The sequence below is a fragment of the Ruegeria sp. BF8 genome (assembly GCF_056538625.1).
This window is the reverse complement of the sequence record NZ_JBQFTL010000005.1, coordinates 244,583-266,604: the sequence shown is the minus strand read 5'-3', so window position 1 is coordinate 266,604 and position 22,022 is coordinate 244,583. Positions and strand designations below refer to the sequence as shown.

At 62.6% G+C, this 22,022-nt stretch carries 21 protein-coding genes; 8 read left to right on the top strand and 13 right to left on the bottom strand.

Annotation, left to right across the window (positions count from 1 at the left end):
• The 6 genes from ACR0LD_RS16910 to ACR0LD_RS16885 all read right to left on the bottom strand — a co-directional run bounded on the left by ACR0LD_RS16910 (position 1) and on the right by ACR0LD_RS16885 (position 6,535).
• The gene (locus ACR0LD_RS16910) at positions 1-1,149 is read right to left on the bottom strand and encodes a cytochrome D1 domain-containing protein (protein ID WP_170457576.1); all 1,149 of its coding nucleotides are present in this window, start codon (positions 1,147-1,149) and stop codon (positions 1-3) included.
• The gene (locus ACR0LD_RS16905; RefSeq protein WP_170391604.1) at positions 1,146-1,496 is read right to left on the bottom strand and encodes a c-type cytochrome; all 351 of its coding nucleotides are present in this window, start codon (positions 1,494-1,496) and stop codon (positions 1,146-1,148) included. Before ACR0LD_RS16905 ends, ACR0LD_RS16910 begins: the two co-directional genes overlap by 4 nt.
• Positions 1,489-2,250 carry a uroporphyrinogen-III C-methyltransferase gene (cobA, locus tag ACR0LD_RS16900; RefSeq protein ID WP_170367425.1) on the bottom strand — a complete coding sequence of 254 codons (762 nt, stop codon included), beginning with the start codon at positions 2,248-2,250 and terminating at the stop codon, positions 1,489-1,491. Before cobA ends, ACR0LD_RS16905 begins: the two co-directional genes overlap by 8 nt.
• A gap of 213 nt (positions 2,251-2,463) precedes the next feature.
• On the bottom strand, positions 2,464-2,871 hold the full coding sequence (locus ACR0LD_RS16895) for a cupredoxin domain-containing protein (RefSeq protein WP_170359694.1): 408 nt from the start codon (positions 2,869-2,871) through the stop codon (positions 2,464-2,466).
• A 54-nt stretch (positions 2,872-2,925) separates the two neighbouring features.
• Entirely contained in the window at positions 2,926-4,713 is a 1,788-nt protein-coding gene (locus ACR0LD_RS16890; protein ID WP_480638120.1) for a NapC/NirT family cytochrome c, read from the bottom strand.
• A 145-nt stretch (positions 4,714-4,858) separates the two neighbouring features.
• Positions 4,859-6,535, bottom strand: coding sequence for a cytochrome D1 domain-containing protein (locus ACR0LD_RS16885; protein WP_170359698.1), 1,677 nt, complete (start codon positions 6,533-6,535; stop codon positions 4,859-4,861).
• Between the two features lie 233 nt (positions 6,536-6,768).
• Here ACR0LD_RS16885 and ACR0LD_RS16880 point away from each other — a divergent pair, with 233 nt between their 5' ends.
• A complete protein-coding gene (locus tag ACR0LD_RS16880) occupies positions 6,769-7,962 on the top strand; it encodes an NnrS family protein (RefSeq protein ID WP_480638117.1) in 1,194 nt (397 codons plus the stop codon).
• A gap of 5 nt (positions 7,963-7,967) precedes the next feature.
• Here ACR0LD_RS16880 and ACR0LD_RS16875 read toward each other — a convergent pair whose 3' ends face one another.
• A complete protein-coding gene (locus ACR0LD_RS16875) occupies positions 7,968-9,074 on the bottom strand; it encodes a Hint domain-containing protein (protein WP_480634123.1) in 1,107 nt (368 codons plus the stop codon).
• A 244-nt stretch (positions 9,075-9,318) separates the two neighbouring features.
• Between ACR0LD_RS16875 and ACR0LD_RS16870 the strand changes: the two genes are divergently transcribed.
• Genes ACR0LD_RS16870 through ACR0LD_RS16845 form a run of 6 tightly spaced genes read left to right on the top strand, consistent with a single transcriptional unit; the run spans position 9,319 to position 14,722 of the window.
• On the top strand, positions 9,319-9,768 hold the full coding sequence (locus ACR0LD_RS16870) for a c-type cytochrome (protein WP_005977183.1): 450 nt from the start codon (positions 9,319-9,321) through the stop codon (positions 9,766-9,768).
• Positions 9,769-9,783: 15 nt separating this feature from the next.
• Positions 9,784-11,151, top strand: coding sequence for a cbb3-type cytochrome c oxidase subunit I (locus tag ACR0LD_RS16865; RefSeq protein WP_170371929.1), 1,368 nt, complete (start codon positions 9,784-9,786; stop codon positions 11,149-11,151).
• A complete protein-coding gene (locus ACR0LD_RS16860) occupies positions 11,151-11,966 on the top strand; it encodes an AAA family ATPase (RefSeq protein ID WP_480638240.1) in 816 nt (271 codons plus the stop codon). The genes ACR0LD_RS16865 and ACR0LD_RS16860 overlap by 1 nt, the downstream gene beginning before the upstream one ends.
• An 8-nt stretch (positions 11,967-11,974) precedes the next feature.
• Positions 11,975-13,897 carry a nitric oxide reductase activation protein NorD gene (locus tag ACR0LD_RS16855; RefSeq protein WP_480638115.1) on the top strand — a complete coding sequence of 641 codons (1,923 nt, stop codon included), beginning with the start codon at positions 11,975-11,977 and terminating at the stop codon, positions 13,895-13,897.
• Complete coding sequence (locus ACR0LD_RS16850) at positions 13,894-14,442, top strand: cytochrome c oxidase subunit 3 (RefSeq protein ID WP_480638113.1); 549 nt, start codon at positions 13,894-13,896, stop codon at positions 14,440-14,442. The genes ACR0LD_RS16855 and ACR0LD_RS16850 overlap by 4 nt, the downstream gene beginning before the upstream one ends.
• 4 nt (positions 14,443-14,446) lie before the next feature.
• Positions 14,447-14,722, top strand: coding sequence for a cytochrome C oxidase subunit IV family protein (locus tag ACR0LD_RS16845; protein WP_480638111.1), 276 nt, complete (start codon positions 14,447-14,449; stop codon positions 14,720-14,722).
• A gap of 58 nt (positions 14,723-14,780) precedes the next feature.
• Here ACR0LD_RS16845 and hemA read toward each other — a convergent pair whose 3' ends face one another.
• Entirely contained in the window at positions 14,781-16,004 is a 1,224-nt protein-coding gene (hemA, locus tag ACR0LD_RS16840; protein ID WP_480638109.1) for a 5-aminolevulinate synthase, read from the bottom strand.
• 179 nt (positions 16,005-16,183) lie between these two features.
• Between hemA and ACR0LD_RS16835 the strand changes: the two genes are divergently transcribed.
• Positions 16,184-16,885 (top strand): Crp/Fnr family transcriptional regulator, encoded by a 702-nt coding sequence (locus tag ACR0LD_RS16835; RefSeq protein ID WP_093963736.1) that lies wholly within the window; start codon positions 16,184-16,186, stop codon positions 16,883-16,885.
• 10 nt (positions 16,886-16,895) lie between these two features.
• Here the strand turns inward: ACR0LD_RS16835 and ACR0LD_RS16830 are convergent, their stop codons facing one another.
• From ACR0LD_RS16830 to ACR0LD_RS16810, 5 genes are all read right to left on the bottom strand, one after another.
• Positions 16,896-17,891 carry an ABC transporter ATP-binding protein gene (locus tag ACR0LD_RS16830; RefSeq protein ID WP_170457586.1) on the bottom strand — a complete coding sequence of 332 codons (996 nt, stop codon included), beginning with the start codon at positions 17,889-17,891 and terminating at the stop codon, positions 16,896-16,898.
• Between the two features lies 1 nt (position 17,892).
• Entirely contained in the window at positions 17,893-18,921 is a 1,029-nt protein-coding gene (locus tag ACR0LD_RS16825) for a Gfo/Idh/MocA family protein (protein ID WP_170444861.1), read from the bottom strand.
• A complete protein-coding gene (locus ACR0LD_RS16820; protein ID WP_170341791.1) occupies positions 18,918-19,757 on the bottom strand; it encodes a carbohydrate ABC transporter permease in 840 nt (279 codons plus the stop codon). Before ACR0LD_RS16820 ends, ACR0LD_RS16825 begins: the two co-directional genes overlap by 4 nt.
• Positions 19,758-19,771: 14 nt before the next feature.
• A complete protein-coding gene (locus ACR0LD_RS16815) occupies positions 19,772-20,686 on the bottom strand; it encodes a carbohydrate ABC transporter permease (protein WP_170391614.1) in 915 nt (304 codons plus the stop codon).
• Between the two features lie 68 nt (positions 20,687-20,754).
• Entirely contained in the window at positions 20,755-22,005 is a 1,251-nt protein-coding gene (locus ACR0LD_RS16810; RefSeq protein ID WP_480638108.1) for an ABC transporter substrate-binding protein, read from the bottom strand.
• Positions 22,006-22,022: the final 17 nt, after the last annotated feature.

Sequence of the window (22,022 nt, the reverse complement as noted above, 5' to 3'; positions counted from 1 at the left end):
TTACAGCCCCGTTCTGTGCGCACGCGCGGTGAAGAAGATGCCCGAGGGGCTGTCGGCCGGGATTTCCCGCAGCTTTTCAAAGCTGTGGGTGTCATAGACCATGATCTTGTTGGCATCGCGCACGCTGATCCAGACCTCGTGCCCACGCGGGGTGAACTCCATGTGCAGCACCGCCGGGCCGGGTTTGAACTCGTGGATGACCTGTTTGCTGACCGTGTCGATCACCTGGATCGTGTCGTTCAGCGGGTGGGCGAAGTTCACCCAGACCTGCCGGCCGTCGGGCCGCGCCATGGCAAAGACGGGCTGGCCATACGTCTGGGTGCGCCCGGTTTCCGTGAGTGTGTCGGCATCGACCCAGAGCACCTGGTGATGGCCGACGGCCGGCAAGACGAATTCGGCGCCCGTATGCGCCCAGCCTTCCAGATGGGGCATCTTGTAGACGGGCATCTCTTGTTGGCCGCGCCCATATCCGGGCAGTACCCGGATCGGTTCGGGGGTGTCTGCCCACAGGTCCAGCGCGGTCAGCCCGTCCTGCCCGAACAGGCCGGTGATGTAGGTGCGGCCATTGGCGGTGATCAGCGCGTCATAGGGGTTTTTGCCCATGTCGGTGATCTTGATGATCTGCGGGTCGGTGCCGCGCGCGAAATCGGCGATCCAGGTTTCGCCCGTATCCCACATGGTGAACACGAAACGGCGGCCGGGCGCATCGACCAGGCCGATGGTCTTGCTGCCGGTGGGGATGTCGGCCACCAGATCCAGCGTGTCGGCGTCAAAGACGTGCACCCCGCCGGGTTCATAGTTCGACACCGCCACCAGCGTGCCGTCATCAGAGATCGCCCCGCCGATGGCGTTCCCGGCCTGCACGACGCGCTTGGCGATTTGACGGGTCACGATATCGACCTTGGTCAGCCCGCCGTCGCGCCCGAACACATAGGCGAAGCGTTCGTCGGGTGAATAGACCAGCGAGGCATGGGACAGATCGCCCAGCCCCTCGATCCGGGCCAGCGCGGCGCGGTCGGACTGATCGACCAGCAGGACCGAGCCGGCGGCCCGTTCGATCACCAGCCCCAGGTCTCCGGTGGCGGTGGGTTCGGCATGGGCTGCGGTCATCAGCAACGAGGCCGCGAGGCCAAGGACAAACTGTTTCATTGGGCCTCCGGTTTCAGCAGATAACGGGCGATCCATTCGGCCTCTTCCTCGCTGATGAGGGGCCGCCACGGCGGCATGGCCGTGTCGGGGATGCCGTCCAGGATTACGCCGGTCAGGATTTCGGGGTCATAGTGCTGCAGGTTTCCGGCTCGCAGATCGGGGCCCAGCCCGCCTTTCAGGGTCAGGCCGTGGCAGGACCCGCAATCCTGATGCACCAGACGTTTCAACGCGTTGGGGTCCAGCGTGTCGGCGGCAAAGGCCGAGGTGGCCACCAGCACGGCGGCGGTCAGCACCGCGCGCCCGGGCCAGTCCCGGCGGGCCGGTTCAATGGGCAGAGTCCTAGCCATGAGCGTGCTCCAGCAACTCGGCAACCGGCCGTTCGGCATAGAGCGACACGACCTTGCCGATGATGAACAGGGTAGGGGCGGCCAGACCGGCCGCGCGCACGTCGGCGGCGACACGGTCCAGACGCGAGACAAGGCGGCGCTCGTCCGGGGTGGTCGCCTTGCCGACGGCCAGGACGGAGGTCGATCCCGGCAGGTTCTCGGTCATCAGGCCCATGGCGATCTGGCCGATATTGGCGACGCCCATGTAGATGACCAAGGTGGTGTCAGGGTCCGCCAGGCGCTTCCAGTCGAGGTCCAGCACCTTGTCGGCCTGACGATGGCCGGTGACATATTGAACCGAGGTGGCCAGCCCGCGATGGGTCAGCGGCACGCCGGTCGAACAGCTTGCCCCCTGCGCCGCGGTGATGCCGGGCGCGTATTCAACCGCAATGCCATGGTCCATCAGAAACGCCGCCTCTTCCGAGCCGCGGCCAAAGATCATCGGATCGCCCCCCTTGAGGCGGGCAACCCTGTGGCCCGCGCGGGCCTGTTCCAGCAGGATCTGGTTGATCCGGTCCTGCGGCACGGTATGGCATTTGGGCGCCTTGCCCACGGGGATCAGCCGCGCACCGGGGGCGTGCATGGCCAGGATCTCCTCCGAAACCAGACGGTCGTAGACCACCACATCCGCCTCGCGCAGCATACGCAAGGCGCGCAGGGTCATCAATTCGGGGTCTCCGGGTCCGGCGCCGATCAGAAAAACCTTACCGCTCATGGTGCAATCTCGCTTGGTCTGAATGTCATCGGGACCCGGGTGTTCCGGTCGGTTCCGAGCGCGGACAGAGCGGCGGATCGGGACGTTGCTGGGATGGCCGGGCGTGTCATGGCCGCAGACTGGCGCATTCGCAAAGAGGCCTCCTTGACATAAGTTAAGGAGCGCGGGATTTGCGCCCGCGCTCCTTTAGTTTGCCTGTATGTCTGCCTGCGTTCAGGGCTCGACGGTGACCATGCCGACCATGTTCTGCGTTTCCCAATGCGGGCCGCACAGATAGTTCTGCGGGCCGGGTTCAAGGAACGTCATCTCGACCGATTCCTCGGGGAAGATGCGGTCGGATTCGGGCTGGCTGCCGTCCTTCAAAAGCACCGAATGGCTGGTGCGCTTGTCCACGTTGACCCAGCGCACCGTGGTGCCGGGCTTGACCGTGATCTGGGCCGGGCAGAAGTGGTACTTGTACATCAGCACCACCTCGGCATCCAGCACGGCGTCGGAAGGATCGCCGAAGAGTTCGACATAGCTTTCCTCGGCCTCGGCGCAGATCTGGTCGGCTTCATCGGCTAGGGCTGGCAGAACCATCGCTAGGGTCAGGACTGCGGTCAGAAGGGGCTTGGTCGTCATGGTCGCGTGTCTCCTCGGCCGTGGAAAAGGGGCCGTATCGCCGGCCCCTTTTCGTTACTGTTTGACCACGTTGATGTCCGCGCTGTCGTCATCCAGCGCGAGGCTGGTGTTCAGCGTGACGTGGTGGAACCGTGCGGCCGAGTGGTCATCGTGGATGGCAAAGCCCACCGTGTAGGTCTTGCCCGGCTCCAGCGGCACGTCGCCCGGTGCGCCCGAGTTCAGCGGCCGCGAGAACACCACCGTCCACATGCCGCCCGACAGGCTGGCCGAGGCCGAGATCTCGCCATCGTTGACCACGCGCTGTTCCAGCAGATAGCCGTTGGTGGCGCTGCCATCGGCATAGACGCGCATCAGGTCAAGGAAAGTGCCGTCCTGCAGGTACTGCGCGATCTGTTCTTCGGCCTGTAGCTTGTCCCAACCGCCCAGCGGCTTGCCGCGCCGGCCTTTGACTTCGACCTCGGTGCGGCTTTCGCTGATGTACTTGGTGACGGTGTCCTTGGCCGTCAGGCGAGCGGCCACGTCCGTGTTGGCGGCGATGGTTTCGGCATCGGGCGCAAAGGGCATATAGGTGTTGTCGGCGTGGCACGAGGCCCAGCACCCCACCTGTTCGCCCAGCTCGATCCCGGTGCCGGTGATCATCATGGCGACCTTGATCGGGTTGTCCGGGTCCATCTTGCCGCCGTCGACGAAGGGCGCGGGATTGTGGCCCGCATCCGCCCATTGCAGCCGGATATACAGGTTTTCGTCGTCATGCGCGGCCTGAACCGTAGCGTCGATCACCCCGCGCTTGCCGGGGATGGGGGTCGGTTCGAGATCACCGCCAGCGACGATCTTGTTGCCGATCGCGTCCAGCTCCTTGGCGTGGCAGGTCGAGCACTGGTCGCCACCCTTGGTCAGAGGGCGTGCGCCACCGTGGGTCTTGCCGTTCTGCACCCATTCGAACGAAGCCTGTCCCGGATAGAACAGTTTCAGATCGGTGCTGGCCACGGCGTTCCAGTCGATGTTGCCACCAACGTCGCTGCCGCCCGAGGCCGCGGCGTCGGTTGCTGTGCCATCGGCCTTGGCGCGTTCCTCGGCCAAGGCGGTGTCGACCGCTGCAGCGATCTGCGCCTGCACCGCCTCCTGCTGGGCTTTGCGGGCGGCTTTCTCGGCTTCGGCCTCGGCGGCCTCCTTGGCTTCGATCCGCTCCAGGCTGGCCAGGTATTCCGGCGGGACCGGACGGGCGAAGGCCGGGTTCGGGGCTTCGAGCTCTTCCAGAAAATCTTCGGGTGCGCGGTCACGGATGTTCGAGTGTGCGATACCCTTGTGGCAGTCGATGCAGGTCTGGCCCACCTCCATCGCGTTCAGGTGCTGCTGCCGCGCGCGTGGCTTCTGGAACTCGGGCATCATCGACTCGAAATCGTGGCAGTTGCGGCACTCGCGCGAGTCGGTCTTTTTCATCCGCTGCCATTCGTTCATGGCCAGATGGATGCGCTTGGCCTCGAATTTCTCGGGCGTGCTGATCGAGCCAACCATCTTGCCGTACAGCTCTCTCGAGGCTTTGATCTTGCGGATGATCTTGTGCGTCCAGTCCTTGGGTACGTGGCAGTCCGAACAGACCGCGCCCACGCCCGAGCGGTTCACGTCATGGATCGTGCCCTTGTACTCGGTGTAGATATAGTCGCGCATCTCATGGCACGAGACACAGAATTTCTCGGTGTTGGTGGCTTCCATGGCGGTGTTGAACCCGCCCCAGAAGATGATGCCGGCGACAAAGGCCGCGGCGATGCCGGCCACGGGCATTCCCCACAGGAAATACCGGCGCCAGATCGGTTTTTTCTTTTCCGGTTCGGACTGGGTCATGTCCAGGCTCCGTTTTGGCTGTCATGTCTGGCCTTGGATTTCAGGCCGGTTGGAATGGTGGTTGGGATGCCGGGCAGGGCGCCGCGGACAAACGTGGAAAGGGCGGGCGAGGGGCCCGCCCTTTCCTGTGCTTGCTGCCAACCCGTCAGGTGACGTGGTTCGAGCGGTTGTAGACGTTGAACTTGCCGGTCGGCGCATAGAGCCCGTCGATGCGGCCGATCTCTTCCAGCGTCTTGGCGTCGAAGATCACGATCTGACCGTTGGGTTCCTTGGAGTCAGACAGGTTCCACTTGGAGACCCAGACCTCGGTGCCGTCGGCATTGAATTCAAAGTGAACGGCGGCACTGCCTTCGTCTTCGGTGATCTGGATCGTTTTCACGATCTCGCCGGTCTCTTTCGAGATGACTTGCACCGACTGCTGGATTTCCGGCTCGGGGTGTTTGGTCTGGTCAGCCCAGATGTAGTCCGAGTTCGGGTGGGTGCGGACAAACAGGCCGGGGCCGTCCGTCTCTACTTCGTAGCAGACCTTCCAAGCCTGATCCGGGTGGCCTTCGGGGTCGTTGCCCCAAACGGTCACGGTACCCACACCCAGGTGGGTCGTGCCGGCAACCGGTCCACAGTTCGGATCGACCCAGTTTGCGCCCGGTCCGGGGTGCGGCAGGGCGGCGGTGTCGATCATCGCCTCCAGCTTGTGGGTCTCGGTATCGACGACCACCATTTTGTTCGACGCGTTCGCGGCGATCTGAAAATAGCGGCCCGTCGGGTCAAAGAAACCGTCATGCAGGAACTTGGCGCTGTCGATCTTGTCGATGCGCAGGTTGTCGAGGTCCGTGTAATCGACCTGCCACAACTGGCCCAACTCTTTCACGGCGACGATCCAGGTCGGTTCGTTCGGTGTCGTGTAGATCGCGGCCACGCGGCTTTCTTCGACATAGTCGCCGTCCACGTTCACGCCGCGGGTCGAAACGACCTTGAGCGGTTCCATGGTTTTGGCGTCAACGATCGCGAAGTGCGGCGGCCAGTAACCACCACCGATGACGTATTTGCCATCGCCGGAAACTGCGACGTCGCGGGCGTCATAGGCGATCTTGACCTCAGAGACCAACATCTTGTCCGGAGTCTGCCAGAGGTCGATTTTGGTCATCTTGCCGTCGCGACCCATGGTGTACCAGAAACGGCCGGGATGTTCCGGTTCGGTCAGGCTGTGGTGTTCGGACGCTTTCAGAACGTGCACGGCATAGCCGGTGGGGATGTGGGTCAGCACCTCTTTGGTGTCGCCGTCGATTACGGCCACCTTGCCCACGTCACGTTCGATGACGACGAAGAAGTTCTCCCAGTTGCGACCATGCAGAGGCTCGGTCGGATAGTCTGCCTCTTCGACATAGACCTTGCGGGTCGCCTTCATCTGCTCCAGCGACATTTCCGGCGGCTTGGGCGGATCCATCATGATGTAGGTCGCCATGTCGCGGATCTGCTCCTCGGTCATGATGTCCGAGAAGTTGTTCATACCGCCTTCGGTGCCCCACGCGATGATCTTTTCAAGTCGCTCCTGGCCCAGTTGCAGGGTGCCGCCTTCGGTCACGGTGCCGTCGGCTGCGGTTTTCTTCCAGTGTGGCTCGAGGTTCTTGCCGGTGGCGCCCTTGCGCAGCACGCCGTGGCAGCCGGCACATTGTTCGAAGTAGAGCTGTTTCGAAGCCTCGAAGGCTTCGTCGCTCAGGGTTGGCTCTTCGGCGAATGTCGGAGCAGCGACGCTGCCCAACAACATGGCCAGACCGACCCTGAAGGCGCGGCCGGTGGTGTAATGGCTGATTCCAAGTGACATGATCACTCTCCGTTTGCTGGTGAGGCAGGCCGGACACTGCGCCGGGACGGGCGTCTTCTCCTTGACGAAAGTCAACGGAGGGGGCGTTCAGACGGAAATGGGGCCGAAAAAAGCCATGAAAATAAGTGCTTTTTGGGGTCATGTTTTCGCCGACGCTTGATTTTGGTTAAGGGGCGCGGGCCCAGCGGTTGCTAGTGCTTGGCCATCGAACAGCTTGGCCAAGGAGAGCAGGCATGCCATCGGCAATCACGCGCGTTATGGGTGAGGGGTTCCGGGTCTTTTTTCTGTTTGCAGGTCTTTACGGCGTGTTTGCCGGTCTGGCCTGGGGAGGGTGGCTGGCAACGCTGGCCGGGGTCGAAATGTGGACCGAGGCGCCCTATGCCATGAGCCCGCCGATGTGGCACGCGCACGAGATGATTTTCGGCTATGCCAGTGCCGCAATGGGCGGGTTCTTTCTGACCGCCGTTCCCAACTGGACCGGTGCCCCTGAGGCGCGGCGTTTGTTTATTGCCGCTGCAGCGGCGCTGTGGTTGGCCGGGCGCGTGGCGCTGTGGTTTTCGGGCGTGATCGACCCGGTGATTGTCGCGGTGCTCGATCTCGCCTTCGTGCCGGTTCTTGCGGCCAAGATCGCCACCCAGCTGATCCGGCGACCAAAACCGCAGAACATGATCTTTCTTCTGTTGCTGGCCTACATCTGGGTGTCCAACCTGTTGACCCATCTGGACTGGATCGGTGTGACGGTCGGAACCCTCGATGTCGGTCTGCGTACAGGACTGCTGGCCTTGTGTTCCATGATCTCCATTCTGGGTGGTCGGATCACTCCGGCCTTTACGCGCAACGCAATGAAGCGCGCAGGCGTGCTCGAAGCTGAGTGGCCTGTCAGTCGCGATTGGATGGAAAAAAGCAACATGGTGCTGGCCCTGCTGCTGCCCGCTGTGATGCTGATCTTCGGGGCCGGGCACGCGGTCGCGATTTTGGCGCTGGTCCTCGGAGCGATACAGGGCTTGCGCCTGTCAGGTTGGCGGGGGGCTTGGGCTGTCCGGCAGCCGATTCTGTTTGCGCTGCATCTGGCCTTGGGGATGCTGGGCCTTGGACTGGTTCTGTGGGGAATGGGCTTGTTGGGCCTCGGCAGTGAACTTGGTGCGCTGCATGTGTTGGGCATCGGCTGCGTCGGTGGCATGACGCTGGCGGTCATGAGCCGCGCGGCGCTTGGCCATAGCGGACGGGCGCTGGTCGCCCCCGCGCCGGTGGTCGTCGCCTACGGAGCTATGGCTCTGGCTGCGATTCTGCGCTGGATTGGGTCCGGGTTGGACGCGCAATTCTTGACTGCCATGCTGGTTGCCGACGGGCTGTGGATCAGCGCGATGGCGCTGTATGTGGTGGCGATGTGGCCGGCCTTGGTGGGTCCGCGTGCGGTACCGTCCTGAGCGGCTCAGGTCCGGTCGATCAAAGGTCGCGCGTTTTTGACATGCCGATGGATCATGTGCCGCGCACGCTTGCCGGTTTCGGGAATGGGCCGAGCGGCGATCGGGACATGATCCGGGTCGTCAAGCTCGGGGAAAATCTCGAAGATCTCGTCTCGGGCATCGCGGCCAATGCTTTTGAGTGCTTCGGGCCCGGTGTACAGGCTTTCCGACGGAGCCCCTTCGGCGGTCACGATTTCATGGCGGTCGAACAGAATGTGGTAGTACGTCACGCTGCTGACGGTTTCATCGGCATGAACGCCGGGAACGCCGACCAGCTTGTGGGCTGGGATCAGCACCTCTTGGGCGTCGAACATGCGCACGGCAATCGCCGAGCGAACCAGCATCCGGTGCTGCGGAGAGACCCGCAGGTCACGCCGCGGCAGGCCGGCCCCCAGCGCTCCGGCTGACACGCAGATCGGACGCAGGCGTGGGTTGGCCTGCAAATCGATCGACGTCAGGATGCGCGAGCCGATCCAGCGAATCGGTTGCGGGCCGTGATCGAGCGTCAGAACCAGGTCGCCTTCGGCCAGATCTTCTATCGCCTTGGCGCCGGTGGGTGTTTCGATCAGCGTACCGGCGGTAAAACAGGGCACGTCGACAATGGCTGTGGGATCGGTGGTGTCCGGAGCGTTTGAAGGGGTCACATTCGAACGAATGAAGGAATAGGCGGTACCGGGTACCAAAGGTTCGGACGTGATGTATCCGACAAGATTTCCTTCAACCTCGACCCGGAAAACATCGATCGTACCGCCGCCCGGTTTGGTCAGGGCATAGGATTCTTCCAGATAGATAGCGCCGGAATCAAAGGTGGTTGATCCGTCAAGGCTGGTGACGACGCCTGTCTGTGTCAGGTCATCGCCGACTTCGTTGTTGAAACGGTCGCCGTTGAAATCAGTTCCGTTGTCCGGATCTCCGTTCACGAGCGTTCCACCGGCCGCGTCGGTTACGTCAAATACCCGGCGATCGGTGTTCGGATCATAGCCTGAACTCAGAGTGATGGTACCGGAGTTAAACCCGGTAAAACTAAGTGAAATCACCCCTGGCGCGTAGCCGATATAGGAATAGTTCGCCATCTCTTACTCGTTCACTCGCTCAATCAAAGACACCGGAACAGCACATCACGGATCCGGAAACTCCATCTGACTTCGCACCCTGATAACAGCGGTTCAAGGCGATTTCGGGGCATTTCACGCTTATTTTAAGGGAATGTAGCCTATTGGCCGTGTGCCAGGACAGAGTCTTGACTTTCGTTAAGGCGGCAAACCGCCCATCCCGCCATTGTCCCCCCACCAGCAAAGCGGCGCAAAGGAGAGCGCAATGCGAGAAGTCATGACCAAGAGCATGGCCCGCAACATATTCTATGGCGGGTCACTGTTCTTCATCTTAATCTTTCTGGCCCTGTCGGCCCACTCACACCTGTACATCGTCAATTCGCCGAACTCGGCGAAGCTGGATGAGAGCGTGATCCGGGGCAAACACGTCTGGGAAAAACACGCCTGCATCAACTGTCACTCGATCATGGGTGAGGGTGCCTATTTCGCCCCCGAGGTCGCCAACGTGATGACCCGCTGGGGCGTTCTGGACGACCCGGAATCGGCCTTTGAATCCCTCAAGGGCTGGATGGAGGCGCAACCCACCGGCATTCCCGGTCGCCGGCAGATGCCAAGGTTCAACCTCAGCGACGAAGAGATCCGTGATCTGGCCAACTTCCTGATCTGGACGGACAACATCGACGCTCAGGACTGGCCCCCGAATGACGCGGGCTGAGAAGGGAACGGAGCAATGAAATACGAATCCCAAAAAGTGGCCTATGCCTATTTCGCATTCGCAATGGGCCTGTTCGCGATCCAGGTGATCGGCGGTCTGCTGGCCGGCTGGATCTATGTATCCCCCAACTTTCTGAGCGAGCTTCTGCCGTTCAACATCGTGCGGATGCTGCACACCAACGCGCTGATCGTGTGGCTGATCACCGGCTTCTTCGGCGCGGCCTATTTCCTGATCCCCGAAGAGGCCGAGCGCGAGATCCACTCGACCAAGCTGGCCTATATCCAGCTTGCGATCCTGATTCTGGGCACGCTGGGCGTGGTGGTGACCTATGTCTTCAACCTGTTCGAAGGCAACTGGCTGCTGGGTAAAGAGGGGCGCGAGTTCCTTGAGCAACCCAAATGGGTCAAGGCCGGCATCGTCGTGGCGGCGCTGATCTTCCTCTACAACGTGTCGTTGACCGTTCTGAAGGGCAAGAAGACGGCCATTACCAACATCCTGCTGCTGGGCCTGTGGGGTCTGGCCCTGTTGTTCCTGTTCGCCTTCTACAACCCGGGCAACCTGAGCCTCGACAAGCAGTACTGGTGGTATGTCGTCCACCTGTGGGTCGAAGGCGTGTGGGAGCTGATCATGGCCTCGATCCTGGCCTACCTGATGCTCAAGCTGACCGGCGTTGACCGCGAAGTGGTCGAGAAATGGCTGTATGTCATCGTCGCCGCCGCGCTGTTCTCGGGCATCCTGGGCACCGGCCACCACTATTACTGGATCGGCACGCCGGGCTACTGGCAGTGGATCGGGTCGATCTTCTCGAGCCTCGAGGTGATCCCGTTCTTTGCGATGATGGCCTTTGCCTTCGTCATGGTCTGGAAGGGCCGTCGGGACCACCCCAACAAGGCCGCGCTGCTGTGGTCGCTGGGCTGTGCCACGCTGGCCTTCTTCGGTGCCGGTGTCTGGGGCTTCCTGCACACGCTGCACGGGGTGAACTATTATACCCACGGCACGCAGATCACGGCGGCACACGGGCACCTGGCCTTCTACGGCGCCTATGTCTGCCTCAACCTGGCGATCTTCACCTATGCGATGCCGATCCTGAAGAACCGGGATCCGTACAACCAGGTGCTGAACATGGCCTCGTTCTGGCTGATGACCGGCGGCATGGTCTTCATGACCTTCGTGCTGACCTTTGCCGGCACCGTCCAGACGCACATGCAGCGCGTGGTGGGTGACTACTACATGGATGTGCAGGATCAGGTCGCGATCTTCTACTGGATGCGCTTCGGCTCCGGTCTGGTCGTGGTCATCGGTGCGCTGCTGTTCATCTACTCGATCTGGGTTCCGCGCAAAGAGGTCATCGAACCCGGCGTCGCGGAAACTCCTGCGGAGTGATGGATATGGACGGCTCCATGAAACTGGGAACGGGGGCGGCAGACGCCCCCTTCTACCTGCCCCAGGGCGACGAATGCGACGTGTTCGCCGCCGCCTATACCAACAAGCTGCCGGTCCTGCTGAAAGGCCCGACAGGTTGCGGCAAGACCCGCTTCGTGTCCCATATGGCCGCCAGTCTGGGTCGGCCGCTCTATACCGTGGCCTGCCACGACGACCTGGCCGCCGCCGACCTGATCGGGCGCTACCTGCTGAAAGGCGGCGAGACCGTCTGGGTCGATGGCCCCTTGACCCGCGCGGTTCGCGAAGGCGCGATCTGTTACCTGGACGAGGTGGTCGAGGCGCGCAAGGACGTGACCGTGGTGCTGCACCCGCTGACCGACGACCGGCGCATCCTGCCGATCGACCGCACCGGCGAAGAACTTGAGGCCGCGCCCGGCTTCATGCTGGTGGCCTCGTACAACCCCGGCTATCAGAACATTCTGAAAACCCTCAAACCCTCGACCCGGCAGCGGTTCATCTCGCTGGAGTTCGATTTTCCTTCGCCTCAGTTGGAGGCCGAGGTGGTCGCGCAGGAAAGCGGACTGCCACTGGACCGCTGCAAGCCGCTGGTGCGGCTGGCGGGCAAGCTGCGCGGGCTCAAGGGTCAGGACCTCGAGGAAGGCGTATCCACCCGCCTGGTCGTCTATGCCGCGACGCTGATCGCGCAGGGCATGTCCACCGACCGCGCCATCCTTGCCGCCATGATCGAACCTCTGACCGATGATGAGGATATCAAACGCGGGCTCCTCGATCTTGTCACCGCCGTCTTTGGGTGAGGCCGGCGATGGTCAGGATCGACTTTGAGCCATGGGAACCCGAAGAAACCATCGGGAAACTGTGGCACACCCTTGCCAGCCGCCTTGATGCACCAGAGGTGCACGAAGGAGCCGCGGTCGACCTGTCGCAGGTCGCGGGGCGGCTGGTCGTTCTTTTCCGGGGGCTTGGGGGCAGTCCGGGCGTCGAGCTGCGCCCGGTGTCGCCCGAGCTCTCGCGCCACCGGCTGGGCTGGCGGCGCAAGCTGGCCACCGAGGCCGAGTTGATCCCGCGCGCTAGTTTTGACGGCGAGGTCCTGCGCCTGCCCGACCGGCTGGCGGTGTTTCCCGCGCGCGAAGCCAACGGCGCGCTTTACGTCTGGCTGGCGGCGGTGGCCGCCCATGCCGGAACCCGCATCGACGAGGACGATCCCCTGCGCGCCGATCTGCGCGCCCTGCAGGCGGCCCGCGCGATGGTCGCCGCAACGCTCGAGGACGCGCCGGGTCTGCGCCCGCTTTACACCGAGCTGTGCAAGGGTGTGCTGTATCAGCGTGACCTGCCCGGCCTGCCTCCGGCCGAGGCCGCCGTCGAGGGCCTGATCCGCTGGATGCTGGGCGACCCGGCCCCCCTGTCCGCCCGCGCCCAGGCCTACGACGCCCTGGGCGACGACGTGGCCGCCCCGCGCGGGTACCAGCCGTTTCGCCCGGTGCCCCTGTGGCCCGAACTGCGCGCGGTCGCCTTTTCCGAACACACCGAGGTCGAAAGCCGCGACACCGACGGCCCACCCGAGGAATCGGGCGAAAAGACCCACCGCGCCCGCCGCCGCAAATCCGACCAGGCCGAGCGGCAGGACAGTCTGATCCTGCACAAGTTCGAAGCGATCCTCAGCTGGGCCGAATTCCTGAACCTCAACCGTCGTATCGACGATGACGATCCGGACAACGCGAAAAAGGCCGCCGATGATCAGGACGAAATCGGGCTGGGTCAGATATCGAAGGCGCCGCCGACGCGGCTGAAGCTTCATCTCGATCTGGCGCCCGAGGACGTGAACCGCGAACGCCTTTCGGGGCGCGTGCTGTACCCGGAATGGGATGTGCGCACGGGGCAGTACCTTCCCGATCACGTCAACGTTCTGACCTCGGATGCCGAGATCCGCGAGGATGCCGCCGAGTTCGGCAAGGACCCGGCCACCTCCCGCCGCATCCGGGCGGTCAAACGCCAGTTCGAGGCGCTGCGTCCCGGCCGGGTGATGGCCCGCGGCCATCTGGACGGCGACCAGCTGGACATCGAGGCCGCCGTGCGCAGCGCCGTGGACCGCCGCGCCAATGGCGAGGGCAACGAGCGCATCTGGATGCAATCCCGTCCCGAGGCGCGCGACTTGGCGGTGTCGATCCTGCTGGACATAAGCCGCTCGACCGAAAGCGCGGTCGCGGGGCGTGCGGTGATCGATATCGAACGCGAGGCACTGGCGGCGCTGGCCTGGGGCCTGAACGCCTGCGGCGACGATTTCGCCATCCACGCCTTCAGTTCGCTGAAACGCCAGCGGGTCTATGTGCTGCGCTGCAAAAAATTCAATGAGCCCATGACCGCCACCGTGGAACAGCGCATCGCGTCGCTGCGGCCGGGCCATTACACGCGGCTTGGGGCGGCGATCCGTCATGCCTCGGCCGATCTGGCGGCGCAGGCGCGCAAACGCCGGCTGCTGCTGGTGATCACCGACGGCAAGCCCAACGATCTGGACCACTACGAGGGTCGCCACGGCATCGAAGACACCTGCATGGCCGTGCGCGAGGCGCGCCGGGCGGGGCAGTCGGTCTTTGGCGTCACCATCGACAAGACCGGTAAAAGCTGGTTCCCGCGCATGTTCGGGCAGGGCGGGTTTGCGGTGATCCCCGACCCCAACCGCCTGACCATGGCCCTGCCGCAGATCTATCGCCAACTGGTCGGCGCATGAGCGATACGTCCCTGATCGACGAGCTGCCCGGCGAATTGCTGATGTGGGTTCTGATCGTCTCGGAACTGTTGGTGTTCGGGGCCGGGCTGATCGCCTTCATGGGCGTCCGCCTGACCGACCCGGCAGGCTTTGCCGAGGCGCAATCGCATCTCTACCGCACCGGGGCCGCGCTCAATACGGGGGTTCTGGTCACCTCGGGTTTTTTGGCGGCGCAGGCGCTGTGCTGGCGACAGGCGGCGCGCCGCGGCGCCGCGCGGCTGGCCCTGATCGGCGCAGCCCTGCTGGGCGTGGTTTTCCTGATCATCAAGGGCGCGGAATATGCCGGCAAGGCCGCGCAGGGCATCAGCTACGAGACCCACCCGTTTTTCCTGTTCTACTACCTTCTCACCGGGTTCCATGCCGCGCATGTGCTGGCCGGGGTCGCCATTCTGCTGCTGGTCGCCTGGCGCGACGATCCCCGCAATATCGAGGCCGGCGGTCAGTTCTGGCACATGGTCGATCTGGTCTGGATCCTGCTGTTTCCGGTGATCTACCTGTTGGGGTGACGCGATGCCGTGGTTTTTCTTTGCCCGAGACACCCATGCGGATCGCCTGACCCTCGCCTGGGCCGGCCTGATCGCGCTCAGCCTGGCCTCGGCCCTGCTGACCCTCATGCCCGTTGGGCCTCGGCTGGTCGGGGGCGGCATTCTGCTGCTGGCCTTGTTCAAGGCCCGCATCATCCTGGCGCGGTATCTCGACCTTGAACGCAGCCCGGCCTGGCTGCGGGGCTTCACGATGGTGCTGAGCAGCTTTGCGGCACTGATCTTCGCGCTCTATCTGGTCTGAGGCAAAAAGAACCGCCGCGCACAGGGGCACGGCGGCTTGCCAGTTCAGGGACAGAAATCTATTGCGCGGCCATCGGCATCCGGGCGATCTGGCACCGTTGCCACAGCGCCGAGAGCGCGCCGACCAGATGGTCGATATCGGCATCGGTGTGCACGGGTGAGGGCGTGATGCGCAGCCGCTCGGTTCCTTTGGGCACGGTGGGATAGTTGATCGGCTGGATGTAGATGCCGAACTCTTCCAGCAGCGTGTCCGAGATGAACTTGCACTTGACCGGGTCGCCCACCATCACCGGGATGATGTGGCTGGGGTTGGGCAGATGCGGGATGCCCTCGGTGTCGAGCCGGGCGCGCACCTGGGCCACGCGCGCCTTCTGCAGGTCGCGTTCCGCATTCGATTGTTTCAGATGCCGGATCGAGGCCGCCGCCCCGGCGGCGATCGCCGGGGGCAGGGCGGTGGTGAAGATGAAGCCGCTGGCAAAGCTGCGCACGAAGTCGCACAGCGCACCCGACGCGGCGATATAGCCGCCCACAACGCCGAAGGCCTTGCCCAGCGTGCCCTCGATCACGGTCAGACGGTGCATCAGACCCTCGCGCTCGGCGATGCCGCCGCCGCGGGGACCATAGAGGCCGACGGCATGGACCTCGTCCAGATAGGTCATGGCGCCGAATTCATCGGCCAGGTCGCAGATTTCCTTGATCGGTGCGATGTCGCCATCCATCGAATAGACTGATTCAAAGGCGATCATCTTGGGCGCCTCGGGGTCGGCGGCGGCCAGCTTGGCGCGCAGGTCGTCCAGATCGTTGTGCTTCCAGATCACCTTCTGCGCCCGCGAATGGCGGATGCCCTCGATCATCGAGGCATGGTTCAGCGCGTCCGAGAACACGATCAGGCCGGGGATCTTTGCCGCCAGCGTCCCCAGCGCCGCCCAGTTCGAGACGTAGCCGGAGGTGAACAGCAGCGCCGCCTCTTTCCCGTGCAGGTCGGCCAGTTCGTGTTCCAACAGGACGTGGTCATGGGTGGTGCCGGAAATGTTGCGGGTGCCGCCCGCACCGGCGCCGCAGCGGTCCAGCGCATCATGCATCGCCGCCAGAACCGACGGGTGCTGGCCCATGCCCAGATAGTCGTTCGAACACCAGATGCGCACGTCCCGTGCCGCCGCGCCATCGGTCTGGCGGGCATTGGGAAAGGCGCCGCATTTGCGCTGCAGGTCGATGAAGACACGATAGTTGCCCTCGGCCTTCAGGTCGCTGAGGCTCTGGCTGAAAAAACGCTCGTAATCCATGTCTCGATCTCCCCGGAAAACTGGCTGTTGGCAGGCAGACTATGGGCGCGCGCACGCCGGGAACATGACAATAGTCAAGCGACGCCGGGAAAAGGGTGGTGCGCGGCGCGCGGGTTTGGCATAGGCTGGCGCAGGGATGGATGAGCCGGGTTTTCGGCCGGACAAAAGGGGATGCCTTCGTGGCGCATGAAGCACAAAAAGCCATTGCGCGGCAGTCGCTGCTGCTCAAGAGCCTGCCGGATCAGCATGTCGAAACTCTGCTGAGCCACGCGATCTGGCGTCAGTATGACCGTGGCGAGACGATCTTTGTGCAGGAGGAAAGCGCCCAGGCCGTGCATGTGGTGCTGGCCGGATGGGTCAAGCTGTTCCGCATGTCGCCCACCGGGGCCGAGGCCGTGGTCAGCGTTTTCACCCGCGGCGAAAGCTTTGGTGAGGCGGTGGCGCTGCGCAACGTGCCCTATCCGGTTTCGGCCGAGGCTGTCTCGGCCTGCGAGATCATGCACATTCCCAGCCCGGTGCTGATTTCCTTGATGAAGACCGATCCCGAAATCGGGATCTCGATCCTGGCTTCGACCTTCACACATTTGCATTCGCTGGTGTCCCAGCTGGAACAGCTCAAGGCCCAGACCGGGGCGCAGCGGGTGGCCGAGTTCCTGCTGAACCTGTGTGACTGCGACGAAGGCGCCTGCGAAGTCGAGCTGCCTTATGACAAGATGCTGATCGCCGGGCGTTTGGGCATGAAACCCGAAAGCCTGAGCCGTGCGTTTTCGCGGCTCAAGGCGGTGGGGGTGAAGATCAACCGCAACCACGCGGAAATCTCGGACATTCCGCAGCTGCGCGACTATGCCGACAGCGACCCGGCCGACAATTGGGGGCGCTGAACGCGCCCGGTCAAAGCCGCAACCCGTCCTCTCCGAACGTCAGTGCATTGGCCGGATCATAGTCGATGCCGACCTGTGTTCCCGGGGACACCTGATGCTGACCAAAGGCCCGAACGGTAAAAGGCTTGTCAGTACCGATATCGACCAACACGTTGGTATCTGCGCCAAGGTTTTCCACGTGAACGACTGTGCCCGAAAGCGGACCCGACTGCCCAAGGCGAGCGTATTCAGGGCGAATGCCGATGAGTTGCCGGCCAGATCCACCGATCCGATCGGCGGGCACGAAATTCATCGCGGGAGACCCGATGAACTCGGCCACGAACCGGTTGGCGGGGTTGTTGTACAGCTCCATCGGGCTGCCGATCTGTTCGACCCGGCCGTCCCGCAACACGACGATCTTGTCCGCCAAAGTCATCGCCTCGGTCTGGTCGTGGGTCACGTAGATCATGCTGGCGTCGATCTGGCGGTGCAGGTTTGCGATTTCGACCCGGGTGTTCAGGCGCAACGCGGCATCCAGGTTCGACAGCGGTTCATCGAACAGGAACAGTTTGGGGTTGCGCACGATCGCGCGGCCGATCGCGACGCGCTGGCGCTGACCGCCGGACAACTCGGCCGGGCGACGTTCAAGATAGGGATCCAGCGACAACATGCGGCTGGCTTCGGTGATGCGGCGCGCGATTTCGTCCTTGGGATGCCCGGCCTGCTTCAAGCCCAGTTCCATGTTCCCCCGAACAGTCAGATGCGGATACAGCGCATAAGACTGGAACACCATTGCGATGCCGCGCTTGGCGGGTGGGACCTCGTTGACGGTCTGGCCATCGATTTCGACCGTTCCCGAGGTCGCCTCTTCAAGCCCCGCAATCACGCGCAGCAGGGTGGACTTGCCGCATCCCGAGGGGCCTACAAAGACCACGAATTCGTTTTCCTCGACGGTCAGATCGATGTTTTTCAGCACGTTTACCTGTCCGAAGGACTTGCACACATTGGTCAGTTTCAGGGCGGTCACGTCACGTCTCCTTCAGGTCGACCGGCTGGCCGGATCGAATGCTTTGGTCGGCGGCAAGGCAGATCCGCAGGGATTGCACCGCGTCATTCATATGGCGGGTCAGGTCGATGTCCTGCGCGATGGTTTGCAGCATGTAGGCTTGTTCGGCGTCGCACAGTTCCTGGTGGCCGGGTTCGCCATCCATCTCGATCAGGGTGTCGCCGCTGGCTTTGTGCACCAGAATGCCGCCTACCTTCGTGTGGCCGTCCACATCGTCGGATGCGCCCTTGTTGCCCTCGGTTATGGAAACCGCGCCATTGGGTGAAACGATGTCTTTCACGAAGAACGCCGTTTCGGACATCATAGGACCCCAACCAGCCTCGTACCAACCAACCGAGCCATCTTCGAACACCACCTGAAACTGGCCGTAATTGTACATGTCGGGCGCGATCTCATCTGACAAACGCAGGCCCATGCCGTTGACCCGAACGGGCCGGGCATCGGTAATCTGGCACATGACGTCGACGTAATGCACACCGCAGTCCACGATGGGTGAGGTGGTTTGCATCAGCGCCTTGTGCGTCTCCCATGTCGGGCCGTCGGACTGCTGATTCAGGTTCAGGCGAAAGACATAGGGGCCGCCCAGGTCGCGCGCCTCGGATATCAGCCGCATCCAAGAGGGGTGATGCCGAAGGATGTACCCAACCACCAGCTTGCGGTTGGCTTCAGTGGCCTTCTCGACGACACGGCGTGCGTCCGCGACGGTGGTGGCCAAGGGTTTCTCGACGAACACATGCGCACCGGCGTCCATTGCGGCACAGGCATAATCGGCATGGCTGTCGGAATAGGTGGCAATCACGGCCAGATCAGGGTTGGTGTCCGCAAGCGCCGTATGGAAATCGGTGAAGACCGGATACCCCTGCAAATCCGGGTGATCCACTGTCCCGGATCGGTTCACCAGACCCACGATCTGGGCGTCGGGATGGTGATGATGCGCCAGCGCGTGGCTGAGACCCATGTTGCCCAAACCTGCGATCAGAACCCGGATCATTTTACCGCCCCCGAAGTGATCCCGCGGATCAGTTGCCGCGAGAAGATGACATACAGAACCATGACCGGCAGGATCGCCATGCTGAGCGCGGAAAGCACCGCGTTCCAGTCGGTGACGAACTGCCCGATAAAGACCTGGCTACCGAGGGTCAGGGTCTTGGTCTCTTCGGCCGGGGCCAGGATCAGCGGGAACCAAAGATCGTTCCAGATAGGTATCATGTTGAACACGGCCACGGTCGCCATCGCCGGACGTACCAGCGGCAGAACAAGGCGGAAGAAGATGGTATATTCGCTCAGCCCGTCGATGCGGCCTGCATTCTTGAGGTCGTCGCTGACTTGCCGCATGAATTCGGACAGGATGAATACGGCCAGCGGCAGGCCCTGTGCGGTGTAGACGAGGATCAGCGCCATCAGCGTGTTGACCAGACCGGTCGCCACCATCATGTCCAGGATCGCAACCGTGCCGATGCGGATTGGAATCATGATGCCCAACGCAAGGTACAGGCCCATCAGCGTATTGCCCTTGAACCGGTATTCGCTGAGCGCGAAAGCCGCCATTGCGCCGAACAGCAGGATCAGGAACAGCGACACGACGGTGACAATCATCGAATTCTGGAAATACAGGAAGAAGTCGCCCTGTTTCATTACCGTCTGGTATCCGATCATCGAGAACGAGTCGGCATCCGGCAGCGCCAACGGTTCACGGAAGATCGCCTTTCGCGATTTGAAGCTGTTGATCACGATCACGAAGACCGGAAACAGGGCTATCAGCGTATAGAGAATCAGCGCGCCATGCATGGCGGCGATATTGAAGGGGTTTCTGCGGGCTTTGTTCATGCTCTTCGGGCCCCTCAGAACTGATATCGGCGGATGCGGGTCTGGATCAGGAACAGATAGATGCAGACCCCCGTCAGGATGATGGCGAACATGCCCGTTGCGATGGCCGATCCCATATGCGGGTCACCGAGCTGCAATTGGAAGCCGAAGAAGGTTCGGTACATGAACGTGCCAAGGATGTCGGTCGAGAAGTCCGGCCCCGCCAGCGCACCCTGAGATGCGTAGATCAGGTCGAACGCATTGAAATTGCCGACAAATGTCAGGATCGAGATGATGCCGATCGAGGGCAGGATCAGCGGAAGCTTGATCTTCCAGAAAGCGGAGATGCCGGTGATGCCTTCGACTTCGGCAGCCTCGAGGATCTCTTCGGGGATCGACAGCAGGGCGGCATAGATCAACATCATCGGAATGCCCACGAACTGCCAGACCGAAATCAGGGCCAGCGTGGTCAGTGCGTATTCCTCTTTGCCCAGCCAAGGCGCGAACAGAGATTTGAGTCCAACCGCGGCCAGCATATCGGGGGCGATGCCCCAGATCGGCGACAGGATCAGCTTCCAGGCGAAGCCAACGATCACGAAGGACAGGATCGTCGGGATGAAGATGGCCGAACGGTAAAACGCCGCAAAGCGCAGGCGTGGGTGGCTGAGGATCGCCGCCAGTGCGATCCCGATCGGATTCTGCACCAGCATGTGAATGAAGAAGAACCAGAAATTGTTGCCCAGTGCGTTCCAGAACGCATCCGACCAAATCGGGTCGCCGAACAGGGTGCGGAAGTTGTCCAGGCCTACGAACACACGGGCCTGATCGACCTCGGTGTACAGTGCCAGCCGCAGCGTGTTGAAGAGCGGAAAGACCATGACGGCCGAGTAGACCAGCACTGCGGGTGCCAGAAACACCACGATGTGCCATTTGATCCGGCGATTGCCCATGTTGTTCCTCGAAAGCTCAGGGTGGCTCTGGCCGTCTGGCCAGAGCCGTTTGCGTTACGAAAGACGGGTTACTGGTGCGGGGCGTACCAGCTGGCCAACCCGTCCTGCAGGCGCTTGCCGGCGTCCTCGGGCGATTCCTCGCCCTTGATCACCTGAGCCGATGCGTTCCAGGTCTCGTTCTCAAGGTTGGGCGTTCCACGCGACAGGATCTGATAGGTGGACCGGATGGTCGAGTTGCACTCGTTCCGCCAGCTCACGAATTCCTGTGCCAGTGGGTCCTCCATCGCTACATCGAAGCTGGAGAGAGAGAAGAAGCCGGGCAGCGCGTTTGCATAGATCTGCGCGAATTCCTCGGACCCGACCCAGTTCAGGAAGGTGCGTGCCGCATCGGCGTTCGGCGATGCTGCGTTCAGGCCAATGGCGATGTCGGTGTGGTCCGAGATATAGCACTCGTCCCCGGCATTCTGGACCGGCGGCTTGAAGGCGCCCATCTCGAAATCGGCCAGGTTGTTGAAGCCGCTGATCTCCCAGCTGCCGGCCGGATAGATGGCGGCGCGGCCCAGTGTGAACAGGTTCTGGCTGTCGGGATAGGTCTGCGCTTCGAACCCGTCGCCCAGATAGGCACCCCATTTGGCCAGCTGGCGGTAGGGGGCGACCCACGGCTCGTCCGTCAGTTTCTGAGAACCTTCGATCAAGGCGAGGCGACCTTCTTCGCCCTTCCAGTAGTTCGGCCCGATGTTGTTGTAACCCATGGTGGCCGCTTCCCACTGGTCATTGGTGCCCATGGCCATGGGGATATAGGTGCCGTCTTCCTTGATCTTGTCCAGAACGGCAAAGAACTCGGCTTCGGTTTCCGGAACCGACAGGCCCAGCTCGTCGAACGCGTCCTTGTTGTAGATGAATCCGTGGATCACCGAGGCCATCGGCACGCAGAAGGTGGCCGATCCGTCATCGGTCTGCCACGCCGATTTGGCGACGTCCGAGAAATTTGCCATGCCTTCCAGGTCAGAAAGATCGGCCAGTTTGCCTGCCTCGTACAGGCCAAGTGAGGTGTCGAAGGGACGGCAGGTAATCAGGTCTCCGGCCGAACCGGCATCCAGTTTGGCGTTCAGGGCGGCGTTGTATTCCGCCGGGGCCGACGGGGTGAACTTGATCTTGATGTCGGGATGCTCGGCCTCAAAGGCCGGGATGATCTTTTCTTGCCACAGGGCCAGGTCGTCGTTGCGCCAGCTCTCGATGGTCAGCGTGGTTTCGGCCATTGCCGCACCGGCCAGGGCCGATGACGCCAGTAGCACGGCGGTCAGTGTGGTTATTCTCATGATGTATTCTCCCTTTG